Here is a 23184-nt window from a genome sequence, read left to right as displayed (position 1 = left end):
GTTAAAATTTAGCTCAATCAAGTCTAAAGCGATTTACCACATCGCTCAGTGCTTGTGAGCTTTGCTTTAAGCTTTCACTGGCATCTGATAGCCCTTGGGTATTAGATAGTGACTGTTCGGTTGATTGTGACAGCTCATTGATACGTAAGTTAACTTCATCTGCCGCACTCGTTTGTTGTTCTGTGGCGCGGGCTATTTGGCTATTCATATCTTTAATAATTGTGACCAAACGCTCAATTTCACTGAGTGAGCTGCTTGCTTCACCTGCTTGTAAGACGGTTTCGCTCGACAGTTGTTGACTGGCAGATACCGCATCAACCGCAGCTTTAGCACCTGCTTGTAACTTACTGATCATGGCCTGAATTTCATCAGTACTTTTACCGGTACGGCTAGCCAGTGTACGCACTTCATCGGCTACGACAGCAAAGCCGCGCCCTTGCTCTCCCGCGCGAGCCGCTTCAATCGCGGCATTAAGCGCAAGTAAGTTTGTTTGCTCTGCTATGCTGCGAATAACATCCAGTACAGAGCCTATATTGTTACTCTCTGCAGCAAGGTCGGTGGTTACCTTACTAACCTGCTCAATATTATGCGACAGAGTTTCAATAGCGGTAATGGTTTTGTTGAGCACCTGTTTACCGGTTGAAGCATTTTGCGCCGCGTCGTTTGCGGCATGCTCAGCTTGATCTGCATTTTGGCTAACATCATGAATTTGATGAGTCATTTCTTCCATTGCGGTGGCAACTTGTGTTGAGCTGTCGTTTTGCAGTTCAATAAAAGAATGATTGGTTTTAGTGGCATCATCCACATTGTGGGCGTACTGATTGACCTGTTGAGCATTTTGCGCGACTTGCTTGAGTGACTCTCGCATTTTTGCTGTGTATAGGTTGAAGTAACGCGATAGCCGAGAGACCTCATCATTGCCGTTTTCATCAAGTTGTTGGGTTAAATCACCTTCACCTTGCGAAATGTCTTTCATCATATCAGCAGCCAATTGAGTTGGTCGTAATATGCTATTTGCAATTAAATAACTGAGCGCAATTAACAGACTAATAATAACCACCGCAGTGATAATGACGTGATTTCGTAGTGAAGCAAATGCATCTTCAATGGTGTCAATGTAGACACCCGAACCAATAATCCATTGCCATGGTGTGAAACCCTTAACATAGGCAATTTTATCAACGGGTTGATCCTTTCCAGGCTTAGGCCATTTGTATGGAACAAACCCTTCGCCTTGTCGTTTAACCACGTTCACCATGTCAACAAACAGGTGTACCCCGTCGGGGTCTTTATTGTTGGCAAGTGATTTACCTTCAAGCTCTGGTTTGAATGGGTGCATAACCATCGCAGGTTGATAGTCGTTTATCCAAAAGTAATTGCTTTTGTCATAGCGAAGTGCAGCGATAGTATCCAGCGCAGCTTGTTTTGCTTGCTGTTCACTGAGTTTACCTTGTTGGAATAAAGCATAATTGTGTTCAATAATGCTGTGAGCTGACTCCACTAGGTTTTGAGTTTTGGTGTATTGTTCTTGTTCTAAAGAATCATATTGCTTCATTAAGCTTGAGATACTTAAAAAGATCAATCCAACCACCACTACACTAACCAACATGGCAAGGCGTTGTAAGATTGTAAAACGGCGTAAGTAGTTCATGTGTATTCCTTGGTCATGCTTGTCTAAAAGCAATATGTTAAGTGTAGTTAAAACAGGTATTAAATCTAGTTGTGGATGGAATACATTGAGACAAAAAAAAGGCTGATTGGACAATCAGCCTTTAGTCTAAGTTACCGAATTTAAAGTCAACTATTGTACGTTAAAGTGACGGTTGAAAAAGCTTGTGATAGTTTGGTGCAAGTGTGTTTGCACACTCTTACCACGTAAACTGTGCTTAGAACCTGGGTACGTCATCATCTCAAACTGCTTTTCTTGATCTTGCAGTTGCTTAAATAACTTCGTGGCGTGAGTAAATAACACGTTGTCATCAGCCATGCCGTGGTAAATCATTAGCGGTCCTTTTAAGCCTTCAGCATAAGGGAAAACGGCACTTGCTTCGTAGCCTTTTGCATTTGTTGCAGGGTGGCCTACGTAGCGTTCTGTGTAGTGTGTGTCGTAAAGTGCCCAGTCGGTTACTGGCGCGCCCGATACACCCGCTTTGAAATAATCACCGGCTTTAAACATGGTCATTAGTGCCATATAGCCACCGTAACTGTGACCGTAAATACCTATGCGCTCAGGATCAACGTAATCAAGAGTGCGTAAGAACTCAACCCCTTTAATTTGGTCAGCGACTTCAGCAACCCCTAAGTGTTTATAGATAACGTCTTCAAACTTTTTACCACGGTTGTAAGAACCACGGTTATCGAGTTGAAAAATAACGTAGCCTTGCTGTGCCATGTATTGGAAATACAAGTTTTTGCTGCGCCAGCTATTTGTCACTCGTTGGGCATGTGGGCCGCCGTATACGTTTACAATAACAGGGTGCTTTTTACCATCTTGATAGTTAGTCGGCTTGAATAAACGGTAATGCATTATTTGGCCGTCTTCAGCTGTTAATGTACCGTATTCAGGAGTGATTAAATCGTCTAAGTACGGTGTAAGTGGATGCGACTTATCGAGTTTGTTTTCTTCAAGCCAGGTAATAAACTCGCCGTTAATTTTACGAAGTGCGGCTGAACCTGGTTTATTAACCGATGAGCTGTTGTCGATAAAGGTTTTATTATCTTTGGCGATAACCACATTATGATAAGCACCGAGCTCTGTTATGCGCTTAATATCCCCTTTTTTGAATAACGGTGCACTGTATAAATGGCTTTCAAGATCGGTGTCTTTACGCGCTGCAAAATACACAATGCCTTTTTTCTCATCGATTCCTTTTAAGCTATCAACCACCCAGTCACCTTGCGTGATTTGGCGGATCATTTCGCCATTTGTGCGGTACAAATAAAGGTGTTTAAAGCCGTCACGTTCAGAGGCCCACACGAAGTGTTTTTTATCGTTTAGGAACTGTAGATCAAAGTGTAAGTTAATCCATGTATCGCTTGTTTCTGTTAGGGCGACCTTTTGCTTTTTCGTTTCACTGTTGTAAAAACGCAGCTCTAACGTTTGCTGTGAGCGGTCTTGCCATTGATAAGATAACGTTTTGTTATCTTTTAACCAGTTGGCGCGAGCAATGTAGATATCTTCGTCTTCGCCTAAATCAACCCAATCAGTTTGTTGGTTGTTAATGCTAACAACACCGAGTTTAATTTTAACGTTGTCTGTACCCGTGAACGGGTAACGCTGGTTGAAAAGCTTTACTTCATCAGCGTAAATTTCGTTTCGAATCGCTTCTTTTACAGGGCTTTCATCGACACGCGTATAGGCAATTTTTGTTTCATCACCTGACCACCAGTAGCCCGTCATGCGGCCCATTTCTTCTTGAGCCACGAATTCAGCCATGCCGTTTTTAATAACGCCACCGCCGTCTTTACTTAACTGGATTTCTTGACCCGTTTTTAAGTTCAGTGCGTAAAGGTTTTGCTCGCGAATAAACGATACAAAATGACCTTTCGGTGAAAAACGTGCATCGGTTTCGAATGCTTCGGTATCGGTCAGTTTGCGGCTTTTAGCTGAGGCAAGTTCGTAGTAATAAAGGTCGCCATTCAGTGGGAAAAGCAGTGCTTTACCATCTTTTGACCATTTATACTCTAAAATCCCTTTACCAAAGATACGCTGACGCTCACGTCGTGCTTTTTCTTCATCTGATAGGTTTTCTGGGCCTGAGAATAGTGCCGCAGAGTCAACTAATAAGCGGTTTTTGTTATCTTTTAAATTGTATTCCCACAAGTCATAACGGTTGTAGTCGTCGGTTTTACCTTGTAAGTAGGTAACGCGGCTACCATCGGGTGAGAATTTAAGTTGTACAGGTGCTTTACCTGCTAAACTAGGATCGTCAAAAATACGCTCTAGTGATAGTGGTTCAGCATTCACACTCAGTGCTGTTGCCACTATTGGTAAGGCAAGTGAGAGAGATTTAATTTTTTTTAGCACAGGGGTACCTTCGCTCGAATAAAAACTGCCACGATGTTAATGGTAAGCTTAGGCAACTGCAACTAAATGCTATAAAGTAGCAGGGGTACAACTTAGATTTAAGGACTTATTGATGAAAAATGCTGATATGCCATTTTCCTTGGCACCTGAATTACAGCGTGATTGTATTGAATTAGCAGATTGGCCACTGTGTAAAGTATTGTTAATGAATGACAGCCAATATCCGTGGTTTATTTTAGTCCCGAGAGAAGCAGGTTTAAAAGAAATTATCGACCTTTGTGAAGCGCAGCAAGTGACACTTTTACGCGAGTCGGCCAAACTAAGTAAATTATTACAGCAGGTTTTTAATCCAGACAAGCTCAATGTGGCTGCTTTGGGAAATATGGTGCCACAACTGCATATTCATCATATCGCACGCTTTAAAACAGATGCTGCTTGGCCTGCACCTGTGTGGGGTAAGTTACCGGCGGTTCCGTATTCTGATGAGCAGATTACTTCGCTTAAAGCGTATTTTTAAACGGTGAATATCGAAAATATAGTCCAGCAAATATGAAAAAGTGGCACGTTAGCGCGGCAATAATAACACGTTGTTTTTTTGTGACGATGTTATCTTTGAGTGCCTTTGAGAGTGTGGCAAAAAGTTATTATTTTGTAGGAAGTCATTTTCCTGCCATTTTAGAACAGGATCAGCACGGTTCTCCAACAGGACTCGGGGCTGACATCGTTTATGAAATAGGCAAGCGATTGGGGCATACTATTGTGATTGATATTATGCCGCTTAAACGGGCTTTAAAAATGGTTGAGCAAGGTGATGCCGATGCCATTATTGGCCCTTATAAATCGTTTCAGCGTAACCAATACATGCTCTTTAGTGCATTACCCTTTTATGAAGACCCTATTGTTTTTTATACCAAACCGAATAATGAAGTTACTTGGCGAGGAAACTTCGCCAGTTTAAAAAAAGATGTAATAGGGGTTATTCGTGGCTGGGATTATGGGGTTGAATTTAAGCGCCATGAATCGAGTTTACTGTTATCGGAAGTCGCCAATGTGCGGGCAAGTTTTTTACAATTAATGTATGACAGGGTTGATTTAATTCTAACTCACCCCCGCGCAGCAAGGCCGGTGATAGAAAGTTTGGGTATTGCCGATAAGGTGATCATACTTTCTCCTATTTTAACGGTTAATCAAGGTTATTTTGGTTTTACTAAGCAGCGAGATTTAGCGCAATTTATTGATGAGTTTAATGCTGAGTTTCAAAAAATGTTGCTAAATGGGGAAATCGTAAAACTAAACAATAAATATGGGCTGAGCTTTGTGGCGCATTAATGACAGTTGTTTAAGCATAAAAAACGCTGCTCTAAAGCAGCGTTTTTTGTTTAAACTGGTTATTACTCAAATGAGAGTGCGTTTAGTTTAAACCTAATACCTCTTTACCTTGTTTAAAGGTCACATCAACAGGGATGTTTGCTTGGCTTAGCTTTTCTAAATCTTTAGCAAGCTCGGCTTTAATTTCACCATGAGTCGCGATTAATTGGTCGACTTTTTGATAATCGCCGTCACCTTGAATCGTTAAGATAAGGCGCGATAGTTTTGCCATCGCTAAGCTCATTTTTTCCATATTTACGCTGTATAAGCCATCTGCATTTTTAGAAAATGCACCTTCTTCGGCAAAAAAGTTAAAACGGATCATGTTTGCTTTACCATGTGCACTTGATGCACCAAAACGCACTGAGCGGAATATACCAGCCATAAAGGTGATGTAGTAATCTTCTAGCGTACCGTCAGTGATTTCACCTTTTTTAAGTAACTGCTCAACCATGTAAAGACCAAGGATATCTGCTTTACCTTCTTCAAGCGCGCTGGCATGCTCTTGCAGTGATTGACGCACAGTCCCTTTGTTGGTGATAGTGTTTTTAATTCCTAAGCCATGTGCGACTTCGTGGAACATGGTGTTTGCAAAAAACGCATCAAAGGTGATGTGTTTACGCTGCTCAGGCACAATTAATTGCTCTGAAATTGGCACTAAGATTTTGTCGAATTTAGCGCGCATCGCGTTTTTAAGCTGTAAACGGCGGGTGCCTTTTTCAAGCTGTACTTGCTCATCATTAGGCAAGTTAATAGCAATTGTTTTGCTGCCGGCATTTGAGTGGCCCGCATAGTAAACAACATCATATGCATTAAGGTCAGCGTCTGAACCCGGTACTTCTTGCTTGTACTTATCGTCTACGGGTAAGCCTTTTTGTAGCTCTGGTAAGAAAGCTGCAAACTTAGCTAAACGCTCACTCCACGCAAGGTCTTTAATTAACACGTAAGACTCGTAAGCGGCACGGTAACCAAAGAGTTGATCTTCGTAGGTTTCGATTGGACCAATAACAACATCAATTGGGTTGTTTTTCATGTCCATCCATGCGAAGTCAGAGGGTTGGAAGTTATCACTAACAAGTGCATCAGCACGCATGCTTAAGTAGTTTGCAAATTCTTTGTCATCGGCGAGTTTACTTGCTTCACGGAGTAAGTTTGCCGCTTTTTCTAGTTCCTGTGCGTATTCTACTGAGTAAGCCACGCTGTATAGTTTGCCATTTTCATCACGTTTAATAACTGAATAAAGGCCTGTTTTATCTTCAACTGTTGCGTTGTTTAACTCTTCTTTAGTGATATCGCTTGGGTAAAACTCTGCGCCAAGTGGTTTTTCTTCATAGCCAGATAAGAACACCTGATCGCCGTTTAAACGGTCCCATGGGCCGTAGTTGATATCTGCAAATTTTTGCACTTTTTCGTCATTAATTTTTGCCAAAAATGCTTCTTTGTTTTCACCAAATGCTTGACGCCAAAATAATGCATCCATGATTTTTGATGCGTCAATAAGTTTGCCAACCATTTGCTTTTGGTTATCGCTTAAGTGGCTCAAGTCTGAGGTTAATGTAAAGTCTGTATAGATATCTAAGCGGTTTCTGTCTGCATTGATTAGTTGCGGATTATTTTCTTCAGTATTTTGAGTCGTTTGCTCTGCAGCAGGCTTTGTTTGAGAAGGGGTCGCTTGTTGGTCAGAACATGCACCTAGAAAAACTGCACCAGATAAGATAAGTGCGTGGCTAATTTTATTTAATGTCATTTTTTTGCCCGTTAAAAAGAGAGAGTCGTTGCTTTGAAAATAAATGTGTAAGCATTAAAGCAAACCTAACATATAAATGGCAAGTTTACTGCGCAGTATGTGATTTTAAGCAATTAAATCGGTGTCTTAAAATATAAAAGTAGATTATTACTGTGAATTTCTTAACTTTAGCGCTAACTTAGACAATACTAAAACAATAATTAATCTAACAATGTCAGTCATTAGTTTGATTTTATAAAAGCAAGCTAATTCAAGAGGATGGCAAAGATATGTCAACAGAAAATGCACTACTGACCATTTTGGTCGACCGAATTAATAATGACACCCTAGTGTTGCCTACTTTACCTGAAGTGGCTGTAAAAGTCAGACAAGCTGCAGACAATCCTAATGTCAATTTGATGCAAATGGCCGATGTGATTTCACACGACCCCGCGCTTTCAGCCCGCATGATTAAGGTGGCGAACAGTGCCTTTATGGGGCGCTCGGTTAAGGTGACAAACCTACACCAAGCTGTAACGCGGATAGGTTTACGGCAAATTAAAAACATTGCAACGGCCATGGCAATGGAGCAACTGTTTGTATCGCACAATGAGTTAATTAAAGGCTACATGGACAAAGCGTGGCAAAAAACGCTGAAGGTGGCTTGCCACTCAATTACCTTAATGGATTTTTTCTTACGTGATAATAAGAAGACGTCATTAAATCGCGACACCATTACGCTAGCGGCTTTAGTGTATAACATTGGCGTGTTACCCATTTTAACGGAAGCCGAAAAACACCCCGAAGTATTTGCGAACCCCAGCTTTCTTGCGCATGCAATTCAAAAATTGGGAGGCAAAGTAGGGGGAGCGATTATGCGAGCGTGGGGCTTCACTGATGAATTTGTTGAAGTTGCTGAGAGCTGGGCAAACCCTAACTATCGTCCTGAGCATATTTGCTATGTTGACTTTATTCGCATAGGCGCGATCTTAGAGGGCATCCTGCAAGTATCAGATAAGTCTTCAGCATTACAGACCTATTTAGATAAAGGTGTTATTTCGTCACTTGATATGTTTAATTCAGATGAATATCACGACATGTTAAATGATGTAAAAGCGGTGTTTACTGAATAACGCATTAAAAAGCGCAGATTACGACTAATCTGCGCTTTTAGTGTCAACAAGCTGATTATAAATCGCTTGCATCTCCTAATCCTTGAGTTAGTTCTTCAAGTAATTGCTTAATTTCTTCTGATGCTAAAATGAAGTCTGCATCTAGTTTTACGGCCATATCTTCTTTAGGGATATCGGCGTTTTCTTCTTTAAGTGTTTCTGAGTAGCTTAGTCGTTTTATTGACCCATCGTTTTGCAGCATGAACTTAACTCGCTCTTGCCAATCAAGTGCAAGCTTAGTCACGCGCTTGCCATTTTCTAGATGCGATTTCACTTCATCACACGATAAATCATGGCCTTTAAGTTTAACCTGTGCGCCACTATCGTCTGCTTCTTCAAGTTCTGCATCGTTGCCAATAGCGAACCCCTCAGGCGCATTAAATTGTGTTAGCCAATCGGTTAGAAACACATCCAGATCATAGTTTGCAAATGCGGGCACTACAGGTAACGACCCTAACGATTTACGTAACAAGGCAAGAAGTTCTTCGGCTTTGTTAAAACTACCACTGTTAACAACCACCCAGCCATTCTTTTGGTCAATAAATGCAAACTGTAAGCTCGACTTTTTGAATGCTTGAGGAAGTAGGGTATGCAGAATATTTTCTTTTAGTTCGTCTTTTTCTTTTTTCTTAACTGGGCGGTTTTCTTCCGCTTCAATCTGCTCTACTTTTTCAGCAACCAGTTCGTTAATAACCGCTGCGGGTAATACTTTTTCTTCACGTTTTGCGCACACTAAAATGCTATCTTGAGAAAAGTGCGATAGGGTTTGACCATGTTTACCAAAGGCTTTGGTCCAACCAAACGTTGATAACTCTTGACCACCACATGAGCGAAACAGATCTTGTTCTAGGGCTTTATCGAAGTCTTCTTGGTTGTATGATACGTCTTGTTTAAAACGGTAACAGATAAGGTTACTAAACCACATAATTAGGCTAATCCTTTCATTAAATTTGCCCAATCATAGCAATAAAAAAGTGATGCCGAAATGAATGATTTCGGCATCAGGGGGTTTTGTTTATGTATTAAACATTGAAAGTGGCTTTGGCATGTTTTTAGGGAAACTAATGTGGTAATGCAAGCCTTGTCCAGGCTCGCTTGTTACTTCTATATCGCCACTGAGCGTTTGTTTTACTAAGTTAAAAGTAATGTGTGTGCCTAAACCGCTGCCGCCTTGGTCGCGCTTGGTAGTAAAAAATGGGTCAAATAGCTTTTCTAACTGCTCTTGAGTTACACCATTACCGTTATCTTTAAAGTCGATGATAACCTCATCGTCTTCTTCTTTTATAACAATTTCTATGATGCCGCTTTCTATGCCTTCGAAACCGTGAATGAGTGAATTCATGATTAAGTTAGTGAAAATTTGACTAATTGCCCCCGCAGGTAAATTGAGTGTTAAGTCTTCAGGGCAATCTAGGTTTATATGGTGCGATGTTTTTTTAAGTTTAGGGTGTAACGAGCGGATCACCTCGCCTAAATACTCTTTAAAATTAATTGTACGCACCGCTTCACTGGCTTGGTCTACCGCGATTTGTTTGAAGCTGGCGACCAGCTCAGAAGCACGGTCTAAATTACTGGTTAATAAGCTGGTGCTTTGTTTTGCGTCGTTTATAAACTCTTCTAATGCTTTCGGCGAAAGGGTTTTGTCTTTATAGGCTGCTTCAATTTGATTCAGGCGCTCTTGTAAAAAAGAGGTCGCTGTAACACCAATACCAATCGGGGTGTTTACATCATGAGTAATACCGGCAACAAGCCCGCCTAATGCGGCCATTTTCTCTGAGCCTACTAACCGCTCTTGGGCCATGTTCAGTTCATCAAGGTAACGCTGTAGTTCAGTTTGCTTTGTTATGAGCTCTTGTTCGGTTTGTTTACGTAAATCGATTTCTTCAGTTAAGGTGAACTTTTGTTTTTCTAGCTCGTATTTTTGTTGCTGTAAGTCCATCATTGCTTGGCTCAAGTTTGATGTCTTACGAGCGACTTCCTGCTCTAATTGCAGGTTTTGTTGATCCAGTTTTTCGTTGCTTATCAGTAATTCTTTTTGTGTATGTTCAAGCTCTTCTCGGTACAGTACCACTTTATCAATCAGGCGATTAAATGACTCTTCCATCACTTTTAATTCGTTATGCTCACTGGTTTGAATGTCGATATGGCGACCTTCTAAATCATTGAGTTCAAGATCTTCTATTTGTTCTGTGAGCTGGGCTAAGGGTTCTGTTAACTGTTTTCTAAAGGCAATTAAGAATAGGATGATCAAAAATGTTGTTTTGATCATCGCATTACCGATTAAGAAATAAATCGAGATCATAATACGGCTAAATACGACGTCTCTGCTTGAAAATAGGGTGACATCACCCACTTGGGTGGCTCTGCCTGAAAACTCAAAAATCAGCGGGAAAGTGTAACCAAATAAACCTGACGGGGTGTCTTCAATAATCGCCTCTTCTTGCACTAGCTGCTGACTGTATAACTCATGTATGTCTAAAGAGCGCCCTAATTGTGATAACACTTCACCACTGTCATCTCGCACAATAATGCCTTCAATCATAGGGATCGCAAGTAACCCCTCAGCTGTGGTGATCGTTTGCTTAGTGTTCAGCTCCCAAATGGCGCGTGTGAGGCTGCGACTGAATGTTTTTTGCAACGTGGTTAATTCATCGCGAATGTAATCTTTGGTATTAACGTACTCAGCAATAACCTGCCCACACGTAACGACAAACGTTAATAAAAAATAAACCGAGAGCACACTGGTTAATAATTTTTTTGACAGGCTTTTTTGTAGCATGGATTATCCATAGCTCCTTGGTGAGATTTGTAATACATTCAGCTAAATCTAAAGTTAGCTAATAAATGATTAAAAATAAATAAATATATCCTTTTTTACGGGATCATTTACAGATTGTAACTAAATCATGAAAAAACTTGACCTTACTGCCTTTTAAAAAGTGTGATATAAAATTAGTCATCTTTAATTTATCCTCTATTAACGCTGTGTTTGCAACAGCGAAGATGTATATTTCATGAGTAATTCTAATTTTTCAGTGCTTGTCTGTGATGATTCAAACGTTGCCCGAAAACAGGTCGTACGCTGTTTAGGTGACTGCATCAGTGCCGACATTAAACAAGCCAGTAACGGCCGTGAGGCACTTGCTTTATTGCGGCAGCAAAACTTTGATTTGCTTTGCCTCGACTTAACCATGCCAGAAGTTGATGGTGTTGCTGTACTTGAAACGATTAAAGCCGAAAAAATAGAGTGTTTTGTGTTGGTTATTTCGGCGGATATTCAAACAGAAATGAAGCAACGAGTCGCAAAACTTGGTGCCATTGATTTTATTGATAAGCCGATAGAACTTGTCCGCTTAAGAACAACCTTGCATAAATTTGGTATTCATTAAGTCTTTATATAACCTAATTGCATAATTTATCTTTTTATTAAGGGTTGACAGACTGGCTGTTTTTAAGGCAGTCTAGGGGCTATGAAAACATTTAATCACGCAACGACCATTATTATTACAACCATCATCCTTACGGGATAGTGGCATAGGTCGGTGCAACAAAATTAAAGGCCTGTGTTCACTAGAACACGGGCCTTTTTTCGTTTATGGGATGAGGAAACATAAATAATGCGAGTATTAAAATTTGGCGGGTCGTCCTTGGCTGACTTCGCATGTTTGCAACAGGTAGCTCAGTTAGTCAAACAAGAACTTAAAGATGAAATGCTATTAGTGCTTTCTGCACCGGGCGGCATGACTGATTCACTCGTTGCGCTAGCGAGTGCAGCAGAGGAGGGGCGTGATTATAGTGAGTTATGGCATGCACTGGTTAATCGTTGTGAGCAGTTAAAGGCGGATGTAGAAGCAGAGTTTGGCGCAGTTGATAATTGGCCTAATTTAAATGACCTAAAAAATAAATTGGATGGTGTTGCATTATTAACGTGCTGCCCAGACCAAGTTAAAGCTTATGTTATTAGCTTTGGTGAGCGAGTGAGTGTAGCGCTCATGCAGCGTATGTTAAAAGAGAGTAATGCGCACTACCTTGAGGCAACCGATTGTATTGCTTCTGTTGGTGGATATATTGATGCAGAAGCAGACTTAGCCGCGAGTAAGCTGCGTTTTCGTGAAGCATTAAAAGCAGCACCAAGTACCATTTACATCATGCCTGGTTTTACTGCGGCTAATGAGCAAGGCGAGCTTACAACACTCGGCCGTAATGGCTCTGATTATTCGGCAGCAATTGCTGCAGCCTGCTTAGAAGCCGATGTTTGTCAAATTTGGACCGATGTTGACGGTGTTTACAATGCGGACCCGCGTTATATCAAAAAAGCCTCTAAAGTAGATTCGCTGTCTTATAAAGAAGCGATGGAACTTTCTTACTTTGGTGCCAAGGTGTTACACCCAAAAACAATTTTGCCATGTGCTAAAGCTGGCGTACCTTGCGAGATCAAAAATACTCATAACCCTCGCGCTGAAGGCTCTGTGATCAGTAACGATAGCGTATCATCAGAACCGGTTAAAGCGTTATCAAGCTTACAAAACCTTGCAATGTTAACGGTCTCAGGACCCGGCATGAAAGGTAAAGTGGGTATGGCATCTAAGGTGTTTAATGCCCTTGCTCATGACAATGTATCGATTGTGTTAATTACACAATCGTCGTGTGAATTTAGTATCAGTTTTTGTGTTCACGAAAGTGATTTAGCGCTGGCTCTAGAAGCGTTGCAAACGGCTTTCGAACTTGAGTCGCAAGCTGGGCTTATTGAACCCGTTCAAGTACAACGTAATTTAGCGATTGTTACTTTAGTGGGCGACAATATGCGAGCGCATAAGGGTCTTGCAGCAAAATTCTTTGCTTCATTAGCACAAGCGCAAGTCAACATTGTGGCGATTGCCCAAGATTCAACAGAGAGTGCTATTTCTGCGGTTATTGATGGTGAGCTGTGCAATGATGCTGTGAAAGTGTGTCACGAGAACTTTTTTACACATATTCCATCAATCGATATGTTCTTATTAGGCTGTGGTTTAGTTGGTCAAGAGCTTATCCAGCAACTTGAGCGCCAGCAAGCATGGCTTGAAAAGCGCAATATTAAGCTTAATTTGTACGGTGTTGCTAACTCAAAACAACTCTATCTCGACAGTGACGGTATTGCCTTTAGTGATTGGCAAGAAAAATTAGCGGTATCGGAGCAAGGTTTTGACTTAAAACTCGTTGAGCAATTTGTGAAACAAAACCATTTAATCAACCCTGTTATTGTTGATTGTAGCTCAGCCGATAAACTCGCCGCGCAGTATGTTGATTTCTTAAATGCTGGTTTCCATGTTGTGGCTGCGAATAAAAAAGCAAATACCAGCTCATTTGCGTACTATCAAGATTTGATTTCTGCGACACAAAAGAATAACCGTAAGTTTTTATACGAAACCAACGTAGGGGCAGGTTTACCAGTCCTTGATAATTTAAAGTCATTATTTGGCGCGGGTGATGAACTTATTAAGTTCAGCGGCATATTATCAGGCTCATTGTCGTACATGTTTGGTGCTTTGCAAGATGGCCTCTCGTTGAGCGAAGCAACTGTAAAGGCAAAAGAAAGTGGCTTCACTGAGCCAGACCCACGTGATGACTTATCAGGTACCGATGTTGCTAGAAAGCTGCTGATCATTGCGCGTGAGTCTGGACTTGAACTTGAGTTAAGCGATATTGAAGTTGAATCTGTATTACCAACAGGGTTTGCAGAGGGAGATTCGGTTGCTGAGTTTATGGAAAAACTGCCCAGTCTTGATGCTGCTTTTAATGACCGTATCCAAAGTGCAGCAAGCGAAGGTAAAGTGCTGCGTTATGTTGGCACTATTGAAAATGGTCACTGCAAAGTAGGTATTGAAGCGGTTGATAGTAAGCATGCACTTTATGATATTCGTGATGGTGAAAATGCACTGGCGATTCTTAGCCAATATTATCAGCCTCGTCCGTTTGTTATCCGTGGCTATGGTGCGGGTGCAGAAGTGACTGCCGCAGGTGTATTTGCTGATATCTTAAAAACATTATCACGCTAGGAGAAGGTTATGATCCGTATTTACGCACCGGCTTCTATCGGTAACTTTGCGGTTGGATTTGATGCTTTAGGTGCCGCATTGGCACCTATTGATGGCAGCCTACTTGGTGATGTGGTTGAGGTATCTGCAGCTGAGCAAGACACATTTGTGTGCTCAGGAGAGTATGCCAGTAAGTTACCAGCTAACGCAGAAGAAAATCTTGCCTATCAGTGCCTTATTCATTTTAAAGCGCATGTTGCACCGGCCATGCCCACCGTGAAACTAGAGCTTAAAAAGAACTTACCAATCGGTTCTGGGCTTGGTTCAAGTGCATGCTCGGTGGTTGCCACATTTGCTGCGCTTGATCAGTTTGCTAAAACTGACTTATCGCAAGAGCAGTTGATTGAACTAATGGCTGATTTTGAGGCGATTGTGAGTGGTGGTCGTCATTACGATAACATCACGCCATGTTACCTAGGTGGTTTACAGTTAACAGGCGATCTTATTCCCAATAAATCCATTGCGTTACCGGTTGATGAGCGCTGGTATTACGTGGCAGCTTTTCCTGGCTTTTCTCTTAATACGGCAAAAGCTCGCTCGGTTTTACCCACGCAACTATCAATGCATGACAGTGTCGAGTTCGCACAAAGATTGTCTGCATTTAGTAGCTTGTTACTGACAGGGCGTTTTGATGATGCCTTATCAATTATGCGTGATGAAATTGCTGAGCCACACCGAGCGCCACTTATAAACGGGTTTAGCGAGGCGAAGCATGCTTTACCAGAACTTGGCGCTGAGATTGTGAGTATTTCGGGTGCTGGACCGACTCTTTTTACAGTGTGTAAAAGTCTAGAAGCCGCTAAGCAATGCGCAGCGTGGCTTAATGATAATTACATTAATGAACATGGTTTTTGCCATATTTGCCAGCTTGATCAGCTTGGCACACGACAGCTATAAAGAATTTAAGGAACTACAATGCAATTACATAATTTAAAAGATGCAACACAACAGGTGTCGTTTATTGAAGCTGTAAAAACGGGTTTGGGTCGTAACCAAGGCGTTTTCTTTCCAGATAGCTTGGCGCCTATTGCTGATATTGATGCTTTATTGGATTTGGACTTTGTTACTCGCAGTAGCAAAATCTTATCCCATTTGATTGGGGATGAATTACCCGCAGACACCGTTGCTGAGATGGTACAAAATGCGTTTAACTTTGATGTAAAACTTGTTGAAGTCGAAAAGGATATTTACTGTTTAGAGCTTTTTCACGGGCCAACATTAGCGTTTAAAGATTTTGGTGGGCGTTTCATGGCAGAGTGTCTTGCACAATTTAGCCAAGGAGAAAAAGTTACCATTCTAACCGCAACGTCGGGTGACACAGGTGCTGCGGTTGCGCATGCCTTTTACAACAAACCGAATATTGATGTGGTTATTCTATATCCGAAAGGCAAAATTTCGCTAGCACAGCAAAAACTATTCACTACGTTAGGCAACAACATTCATTGCTATGCGGTTGATGGCAGCTTTGATGATTGCCAAAGCATGGTAAAACAAGCGTTCCTCGATGATGAAGTAAAAGAAAAGCTAGGGTTAAACTCAGCGAATTCAATCAACATCAGTCGTTTAGTTGCACAGGTGTGTTACTACTTTGAAGCAATAGCGCAATTGCCAAAAGCGCAACGTGCTAAAGCGCACATCTCTGTACCAAGTGGAAACTTTGGTAACGTGTGTGCTGCGATGATTGGCGCTGTACTAGGGATGCCAGTGGCAAAACTCAGTGCAACAACCAACCAAAACGATACGGTACCTCGTTTCTTGCAAAATAAAGAGTGGGCTCCTAACGCAACGATTGAATCGTTATCGAACGCGATGGATGTGAGTAAACCAAACAATTGGCCGCGTGTTCAGCACATGTTAGATAATGCATGGTTTAGTTATGATGACTTTTATTCAAGCTGTGTCGATGAAGAGACAACCAAAGAGGTGATGAAAAAAATTCATCAAACAGGGTATGTTGCAGAGCCTCATACTGCGATTGCATACCAAGGCTTAAAAGAAAACATTGCACCGGGCAGTACGGGTATCTTTTTAGCGACAGCACACCCCGCTAAATTTAAAGAAAGCGTGGAAGAAATACTCGAGATTGAGTTACCGATGCCAAAGCCTTTAGCAGATGCATTAGCAAAGCAATGTCTTGCAGAAGATATTGTGTGTGATTACCAGCTTTTGCGTACTGAGCTGTTAAAAAAACTGGCGTAAAAAACCATAAAAAAGAGCGGCTGAGCCGCTCTTTTTTAATGCAATATTGAATGACTATGCCGGTTTAAAATCCGCATCACAAGAATCACCACAGCGGTAATACACAGTAACACGCCAATCACTGAAACAAGTTCATTTTGTGTCCATTGGATCAAGGTATATGCCGCAATAAAAACAATAAATGGTTTAAATTCATAGTAATAATAGAGCTTTCTTTGATTTACTCGTTGACTTGAATGATCTGTGCGTCTTGCATTTGAGCGCATTCGCCAAATATTTGCACCCAGTAAAAAGAGTACGATACCGATGACTGTAGGCACCACATTATTTGCTAATGTGATGCAACTAATGCCGAGGATAAAGTAGCCATAGGGGGCGGCTTCGTAAAGAGGTTTTGCTAACATGAGATTTTATACCATCCTTGATATTTATTAAGACTATTAGGGTAGTTTGAAAATAGTAAAAAGCAATGCCTGTGTGCTATTTTTTTATGCAAATGACATTTTAAAAACCTATGTAATATTTTAAATTCATAAATTTTCGTTATGTATCAATAAAAAAATATCATTATTAAAACACTGTGAAATAAATTCAATCCCTGTTTAAATATGTTCATCTTTACACGATAGGCAAATGTGCGTTTTCAGCGTACAATATAGCCTTCAAAAAAACACCATACACGTTGCCTTAGGAGACCCCATGTTAGAACGTAGCATGAATATTTCGGATTTCGATCCAGAGTTATTTGCAGCCATCACTAAAGAGACGGCTCGTCAAGAAGAGCACATCGAACTGATCGCGTCTGAAAACTACTGTAGCCCACGCGTGCTAGAAGCACAGGGTTCTCAGCTTACAAACAAATATGCTGAAGGTTATCCAGGCAAACGTTACTATGGCGGTTGTGAGCACGTTGACGTTGTTGAACAATTAGCAATTGACCGTGCAAACGAGTTATTCGGCACAGACTACGCAAACGTACAACCGCACGCTGGTTCACAAGCTAATGCGGCTGTTTTCCAAGCGCTTCTTCAGCCACATGACACCGTACTAGGTATGAGCTTAGCTCATGGTGGCCACTTAACGCATGGTTCACACGTTAACTTTTCTGGTAAAACGTATAACGCAATTCAATATGGCCTAAATGAAGAAACGGGCGAAATTGATTACGCTCAAGTTGAAGCGCTAGCACTAGAGCACAAACCAAAAATGATCATTGCGGGTTTCTCTGCATACTCAGGTATCGTTGATTGGGCTAAGTTCCGTGAAATCGCTGATAAAGTGGATGCGTACTTATTCGTAGATATGGCACACGTTGCAGGTCTTATTGCGGCTGGTGTATACCCAAGCCCAATCCCTCACGCGCATGTTGTTACAACAACAACTCATAAAACATTAGCGGGCCCTCGTGGCGGTCTAATTGTTTCTGCGTGTGGTGATGAAGAGATCTATAAAAAGCTTAACAGCGCCGTATTCCCGGGTGGCCAAGGTGGTCCTTTATGTCACATCATCGCTGCTAAAGCGGTTGCGTTTAAAGAAGCATTACAGCCTGAATTCAAAACATACCAAGCGCAAGTGGTTAAAAACGCACAAGCAATGGTTGAAGTGTTACAAGAGCGTGGCTATAAAGTTGTTTCTGGTAAAACAGACAACCATTTATTCCTTCTAGACCTAATTGATAAAGATATCACAGGTAAAGATGCTGACGCTGCCCTTGGTAATGCAAACATCACAGTAAACAAAAACTCAGTACCAAATGACCCACGTTCACCGTTTGTAACGTCGGGTCTTCGTATTGGTTCTCCGGCAATTACGCGCCGTGGTTTCAAAGAAGCTGAGTCTAAAGAACTTGCTGGCTGGATCTGTGACGTACTAGACAACATCAACGATGCATCAGTACAAGCAGAAGTAAAAGAGAAAGTTAAAGCAATCTGTAAAAAACTACCTGTTTACGCTTAATTGCTGGTTAAACCGTAATTAAGATAACAATAGTGTTGTTTTTTGCTATTATAAAGGCCGCTTATTAAGCGGTCTTTTTTTGTTTTTTATAAACGGAAGTTTAACCTTATGCATTGCCCTTTTTGCACAGCAAAAGATACTAAAGTAATCGATTCACGACTTGTTGGCGGTGGTCACCAAGTTAGACGCCGTCGCGAATGCAACGAATGTCACGAGCGTTTTACCACCTTTGAAGGTGCTGAACTTGTTATGCCAAGGGTGATAAAGCAAGACGGTAGTCGAGAACCTTTTAACGAAGACAAATTATTAAATGGCCTGCACCGCGCATTAGAAAAACGCCCAGTGAGTACAGAGCAAATCGAAGAAGTCGTTAACGTGATTAAATCACAGCTACGTGCCACCGGAGAGCGTGAAATCTCAAGCCATTTAATCGGCGAGTGTATTATGGAATCGCTCAAAAAGCTTGATAAAGTAGCTTATGTTAGGTTTGCCTCAGTATATCGCTCATTTGAAGATATTCGTGAGTTTGGCGAAGAAATTGCCCGTTTAGGTGATTAAGCATGTCGTTCACTGAACTTGATAGCATTTATATGGCACGCGCTATTGAGCTTGCCAAACAGGGCCGTTTTACCACGACGCCAAACCCTAATGTGGGTTGTGTACTTGTTAAAGACGGCCATATAGTTGGTGAGGGTTTTCATCAACTTGCCGGGCAGGGTCATGCCGAGGTGAATGCACTGGCCGTTGCTGGCGATAATGCCAAAGGGGCAACAGCCTATGTGACGCTTGAACCTTGCAGTCATTATGGTCGTACTCCGCCCTGTGCTGAAGGTCTAAAAGCGGCCGGTGTGAGTAAAGTGATTGCTGCAATGGTAGACCCAAATCCAGCAGTCAGTGGCCGTGGCTTACAAATATTGGCTGATGCAGGTATTGACGTTGCCTCTGGGTTACTTGAGCAACAGGCGCGCGATTTAAACAAAGGCTTTTTGAAGCGAATGGAAACAGGGTTGCCTTTTGTTACCTGTAAAATGGCCTGTAGTTTAGATGGAAAAACGGCACTTAATAACGGCCAAAGTAAATGGATCACGGGTCCGCAAGCACGCCAAGACGTTCAAGCATTTCGCGCACAAAGCTGCGCAATTTTGAGTGGTGCAGATACCGTTATCAGTGATAACGCCAAATTAAATGTGCGTACTGAAGAGCTGCCATTTGCAATGCCAACATCATTGCCGATACGTCAGCCAACACGTGTGATTATCGATTCGCAAAACAGACTCACCCCAGATCTCGCTTTATTTAGTATTGAGAGTCCGGTGATTATTTTCACAACACAGCTTGATAATCAGCAGCAATGGCCACATTTTGTAAAACACGAAGTGGTGGCAGCTAACAAGAATAAAGTTGATTTATCGGCCGTTTTAGCACGGTTAGCCGAATTACAATTTAATCATATTTGGCTTGAAGCAGGAGCAACCCTAGCGGGCGCTTTTGCACAGCAAGACCTAATAGACGAATACATTGTTTATATTGCCCCAAAGTTAATAGGTGATATGGGCAAAAGCTTACTAAACTTTGCAGAAGTAACAGCCATGGGTGATGTCACTCAATTAACGTTTACCGACACACAGATAATTGGCGACGATATCCGCTTAACAGCGTACAAAGCAAAGCAAGCCACACACACTGAAGATAAAGAGTAGCATTATGTTTACTGGAATAATTGAAGCAACAGGTAAAATTGTTGAATTAACACAAAAACAAGGTGATCTCGCTATTCGTATTCAAAGTAATGATTTGGATATGAAAGACGTAAAACTAGGCGACAGTATTGCAACAAATGGTGTGTGCTTAACAGTGGTTACTAAACATAGCGATGGCTTCAGTGCTGATTTATCAAATGAAACCATTAGCCTGACAGGGTTTGCGCACTATAAAAAAGGCCAAACCGTGAATCTAGAAAAGGCCATGCAGCCAATTTCTCGCCTTGGTGGGCATTTAGTGTCAGGCCATGTTGATGGCATCGCGACAGTTGAAAGCATTACCGCCAATGCTAGAGCAACAGAGTACTGGCTAAGTACCGACCATAATTTAATGAAATACATTCCGTATAAAGGGTCGGTATGTATTGATGGAATTAGTTTAACGGTGAATGAGGTCGAGCAAAATCGCTTCAAGCTGACCATTGTTCCACACACCGCTGAGCAAACGACGATTGCAGAATTTCAAGTGGGCACGCAGGTTAACTTAGAAGTTGATCAAATTGCTCGCTACTTAGAGCGCCTGATCAAAGGGGCTGAACAACCTTCCCGTTCAGACATATCTATGAGCTTGTTAGCGCAAGCTGGTTTTATTAAATAAGCGAAGATACGTCATTATTAATCATACTCTCATGGGCACATTATGAATTTACACAGCGCGCAAGAAATTATCGATGACATTAAAGCCGGTAAAATGGTTATTTTAATGGACGATGAAGATAGAGAAAATGAAGGCGATTTAATTATCGCAGCAGAGCACATAAGTGCAGATGCTATTAATTTTATGGCAACGCATGGTCGTGGTTTAATTTGTTTAACCATGACTCAAGAGCGTTGTCAGCAGTTAGAATTACCGTTAATGGTTAAAAATAACGGAGCGGCTTTCTCAACAAACTTCACAATGTCGATTGAAGCTGCAAAAGGCGTAACAACCGGTATTTCAGCTGCTGACCGTGCACGCACAGTGCAAGCGGCCATTGCGAAAGGAGCTGTGCCAAGCGATATCGTACAGCCGGGTCATATTTTCCCAATTATGGCACAACCTGGCGGCGTTCTTACCCGTGCGGGTCACACTGAAGCAGGCTGTGATTTAGCGCGCTTGGCTGGTCTTGAGCCTTCTTCTGTTATTGTTGAAATTCTCAATGCCGATGGCACCATGGCCCGTCGTCCCGACCTTGAAGTGTTTGCTAAAGAGCATGGTCTGAAGATTGGTACAATTGCTGATTTAATCGAGTACAGAAATCTAAACGAAACCACCATTGAGCGTGTTGCAAAATGTAAGTTGCCAACCGATCACGGTGAATTCGATTTAGTCACGTATAAAGACACCATTGATGGTCAGCTCCACTATGCATTGCAAAAAGGCGACGTATCGAAAGATGACGCTACGTTAGTACGTGTTCACTTACAAAGTACGTTTAACGATATTTTATTGTCAGACCGCAGCGCAGATCGTAGCTGGAGTTTATCAGATGCAATGGCCTATATTGCTGAGCATAACGGCGTATTGGTTATCTTAGGTAAACAAGAATCAACCGAAGATCTTGAAGCAACGGTCAAAGCATTTGCAGCAGAAGATGCGGGTGAAAATGTCAGTCATCGTAAATTCCAAGGCACGTCACGCACAGTGGGTGTGGGATCACAAATTTTAGCAGACCTTGGCATTGAGAAAATGCGCTTGATGAGTCGTCCGAAGAAGTATCATGCATTGTCTGGTTTCCACTTAGAAGTGGTTGATTACGTTGAGCCGCAGTCTTAATTAACGCACAGCTTAGTTAACAAATTTTACTAGCAAGCTAATTTTAAGGCCAAGGTATTCTTGGCCTATTGCATGTAAATTCAAGGCAGTAAGCGTTGAAAGTAACCGCTGGAGATAGATTTATTATCCAGAGTTCAGGTTAACTAGGCGACTTTTATATTTTTGTGGTATTATGCGCCGTAATTTTTGCGCAATCGCAACCGCTTAAACTTATTTTTTAGGGTTATTAAATGAAAATTATTGAAGGTAACAAATACGCACCGGGCAAAAAATTTGCCATTGTCATTTCACGCTTTAATGACTTTATTGGTAGCAGCCTTTTAGCAGGTGCTGTTGATGAGCTTAAGCGCACAGGTGGTGTATCTGACGACGACATTACTGTTGTTTACGTACCAGGTGCCGTTGAATTACCTTTAGCAGCGAAACGCGTTGCAGCAAAGAAAGAACATGATGCAATCATCGCCCTCGGTGTCGTGATCAGAGGTGGTACACCACACTTTGATTTAGTCGCTGGCGAATCAAACAAAGGTCTTGCACAAGTATCACTTGAGTACGATATCCCGGTTGCATTTGGCGTATTAACCACTGAAAGCATTGAACAAGCAATCGAACGCGCAGGCACCAAAATGGGCAATAAAGGCGGCGAAGCTGCTTTAGGCGCGCTCGAAATGGTTAATGTGTTAGACAAAATTTAAGTTTAAGGAATCTCTGTGAAACCAGCAGCAAGACGTAAAGCACGCATCTTAGCACTTCAGGCCGTATATTCTTGGCAGTTAAGTGCCAACCCAATTGCTGATATCGAACAGCAAATGTTAATTGAAAATGATGTGACTAAAATCGACGTCGAATATTTCAAAGACCTAGCACGTGGTGTTGTTGTTAACTGTAAGCAACTTGATGAGATTGTTGCACCACATTTAGCACGCCCTGCTGATGAGTTAGATATGGTCGAAAAAGCAATTTTACGTCTGTCTGCCTATGAGCTTAAGTTCCGTGAAGACGTACCCTATAAAGTAGCAATCAATGAAGGTATTGAGCTTGCGAAAATGTTTGGTGCTGAAGACAGTCATAAATTTGTCAACGGTGTACTTGATAAAGCAGTTAAAGAACTGCGTAAGTAAGTAACCCCGTAGAGGAGAGCCGGCT

At 41.7% G+C, this 23184-nt stretch carries 20 protein-coding genes; 14 read left to right on the top strand and 6 right to left on the bottom strand.

Annotated elements, in window-relative coordinates; translation table 11 throughout:
• Positions 1-13: 13 nt before the first annotated feature.
• Both H3302_RS12265 and H3302_RS12260 read right to left on the bottom strand, forming a co-directional pair.
• Positions 14-1651 carry a methyl-accepting chemotaxis protein gene (locus H3302_RS12265; RefSeq protein WP_182395382.1) on the bottom strand — a complete coding sequence of 546 codons (1638 nt, stop codon included), beginning with the start codon at positions 1649-1651 and terminating at the stop codon, positions 14-16.
• A 150-nt stretch (positions 1652-1801) separates the two neighbouring features.
• Entirely contained in the window at positions 1802-4027 is a 2226-nt protein-coding gene (locus tag H3302_RS12260; RefSeq protein ID WP_074988906.1) for a S9 family peptidase, read from the bottom strand.
• A gap of 112 nt (positions 4028-4139) precedes the next feature.
• Here H3302_RS12260 and H3302_RS12255 point away from each other — a divergent pair, with 112 nt between their 5' ends.
• Both H3302_RS12255 and H3302_RS12250 read left to right on the top strand, forming a co-directional pair.
• Positions 4140-4544: an HIT domain-containing protein gene (locus H3302_RS12255; RefSeq protein ID WP_036966288.1), complete on the top strand. Its 405-nt coding sequence runs from the start codon at positions 4140-4142 to the stop codon at positions 4542-4544.
• Positions 4545-4576: 32 nt separating this feature from the next.
• Complete coding sequence (locus H3302_RS12250; protein WP_180311056.1) at positions 4577-5356, top strand: ABC transporter substrate-binding protein; 780 nt, start codon at positions 4577-4579, stop codon at positions 5354-5356.
• An 82-nt stretch (positions 5357-5438) separates the two neighbouring features.
• Here the strand turns inward: H3302_RS12250 and H3302_RS12245 are convergent, their stop codons facing one another.
• Positions 5439-7142, bottom strand: a complete 1704-nt coding sequence (locus H3302_RS12245) for a dipeptidyl-peptidase 3 family protein (protein ID WP_065979727.1) — start codon at positions 7140-7142, stop codon at positions 5439-5441.
• A 269-nt stretch (positions 7143-7411) separates the two neighbouring features.
• Here H3302_RS12245 and H3302_RS12240 point away from each other — a divergent pair, with 269 nt between their 5' ends.
• Positions 7412-8254 (top strand): HDOD domain-containing protein, encoded by an 843-nt coding sequence (locus tag H3302_RS12240; RefSeq protein ID WP_036966295.1) that lies wholly within the window; start codon positions 7412-7414, stop codon positions 8252-8254.
• 55 nt (positions 8255-8309) lie between these two features.
• Here the strand turns inward: H3302_RS12240 and rdgC are convergent, their stop codons facing one another.
• Both rdgC and H3302_RS12230 read right to left on the bottom strand, forming a co-directional pair.
• Positions 8310-9218, bottom strand: coding sequence for a recombination-associated protein RdgC (rdgC, locus tag H3302_RS12235; protein ID WP_036966297.1), 909 nt, complete (start codon positions 9216-9218; stop codon positions 8310-8312).
• 90 nt (positions 9219-9308) lie between these two features.
• The gene (locus H3302_RS12230; RefSeq protein WP_036966299.1) at positions 9309-11072 is read right to left on the bottom strand and encodes a sensor histidine kinase; all 1764 of its coding nucleotides are present in this window, start codon (positions 11070-11072) and stop codon (positions 9309-9311) included.
• A gap of 235 nt (positions 11073-11307) precedes the next feature.
• Between H3302_RS12230 and H3302_RS12225 the strand changes: the two genes are divergently transcribed.
• The 4 genes from H3302_RS12225 to thrC all read left to right on the top strand — a co-directional run bounded on the left by H3302_RS12225 (position 11308) and on the right by thrC (position 16566).
• Entirely contained in the window at positions 11308-11682 is a 375-nt protein-coding gene (locus H3302_RS12225) for a response regulator (RefSeq protein ID WP_182395377.1), read from the top strand.
• Between the two features lie 228 nt (positions 11683-11910).
• Entirely contained in the window at positions 11911-14328 is a 2418-nt protein-coding gene (gene thrA / locus H3302_RS12220) for a bifunctional aspartate kinase/homoserine dehydrogenase I (protein ID WP_182395375.1), read from the top strand.
• A gap of 9 nt (positions 14329-14337) precedes the next feature.
• On the top strand, positions 14338-15264 hold the full coding sequence (thrB, locus tag H3302_RS12215; protein WP_074988905.1) for a homoserine kinase: 927 nt from the start codon (positions 14338-14340) through the stop codon (positions 15262-15264).
• A gap of 18 nt (positions 15265-15282) precedes the next feature.
• Entirely contained in the window at positions 15283-16566 is a 1284-nt protein-coding gene (gene thrC, locus H3302_RS12210) for a threonine synthase (RefSeq protein WP_182395373.1), read from the top strand.
• Positions 16567-16601: 35 nt separating this feature from the next.
• Here the strand turns inward: thrC and H3302_RS12205 are convergent, their stop codons facing one another.
• Positions 16602-16970, bottom strand: coding sequence for a hypothetical protein (locus H3302_RS12205; protein WP_036966310.1), 369 nt, complete (start codon positions 16968-16970; stop codon positions 16602-16604).
• A gap of 295 nt (positions 16971-17265) precedes the next feature.
• Here H3302_RS12205 and glyA point away from each other — a divergent pair, with 295 nt between their 5' ends.
• From glyA to nusB, 7 genes are all read left to right on the top strand, one after another.
• Positions 17266-18522 carry a serine hydroxymethyltransferase gene (glyA, locus tag H3302_RS12200; protein WP_036966312.1) on the top strand — a complete coding sequence of 419 codons (1257 nt, stop codon included), beginning with the start codon at positions 17266-17268 and terminating at the stop codon, positions 18520-18522.
• 108 nt (positions 18523-18630) lie between these two features.
• Positions 18631-19080 carry a transcriptional regulator NrdR gene (gene nrdR, locus H3302_RS12195; protein WP_036966316.1) on the top strand — a complete coding sequence of 150 codons (450 nt, stop codon included), beginning with the start codon at positions 18631-18633 and terminating at the stop codon, positions 19078-19080.
• A 2-nt stretch (positions 19081-19082) separates the two neighbouring features.
• Positions 19083-20222 (top strand): bifunctional diaminohydroxyphosphoribosylaminopyrimidine deaminase/5-amino-6-(5-phosphoribosylamino)uracil reductase RibD, encoded by a 1140-nt coding sequence (gene ribD, locus H3302_RS12190; protein WP_036966319.1) that lies wholly within the window; start codon positions 19083-19085, stop codon positions 20220-20222.
• A 4-nt stretch (positions 20223-20226) separates the two neighbouring features.
• Complete coding sequence (locus H3302_RS12185; RefSeq protein WP_036966322.1) at positions 20227-20880, top strand: riboflavin synthase; 654 nt, start codon at positions 20227-20229, stop codon at positions 20878-20880.
• Positions 20881-20922: 42 nt separating this feature from the next.
• Positions 20923-22038, top strand: coding sequence for a bifunctional 3,4-dihydroxy-2-butanone-4-phosphate synthase/GTP cyclohydrolase II (gene ribBA, locus H3302_RS12180; protein WP_065979732.1), 1116 nt, complete (start codon positions 20923-20925; stop codon positions 22036-22038).
• Positions 22039-22268: 230 nt separating this feature from the next.
• Entirely contained in the window at positions 22269-22733 is a 465-nt protein-coding gene (gene ribE, locus H3302_RS12175; RefSeq protein ID WP_036966328.1) for a 6,7-dimethyl-8-ribityllumazine synthase, read from the top strand.
• Between the two features lie 15 nt (positions 22734-22748).
• The gene (nusB, locus tag H3302_RS12170; RefSeq protein WP_036966330.1) at positions 22749-23159 is read left to right on the top strand and encodes a transcription antitermination factor NusB; all 411 of its coding nucleotides are present in this window, start codon (positions 22749-22751) and stop codon (positions 23157-23159) included.
• Positions 23160-23184 lie beyond the last annotated feature (25 nt).

It is taken from the genome of Pseudoalteromonas sp. MT33b (assembly GCF_014117385.1).
Taxonomy (GTDB): domain Bacteria; phylum Pseudomonadota; class Gammaproteobacteria; order Enterobacterales; family Alteromonadaceae; genus Pseudoalteromonas; species Pseudoalteromonas lipolytica.
This window is presented reverse-complemented; position numbering and strand designations above follow the sequence as displayed.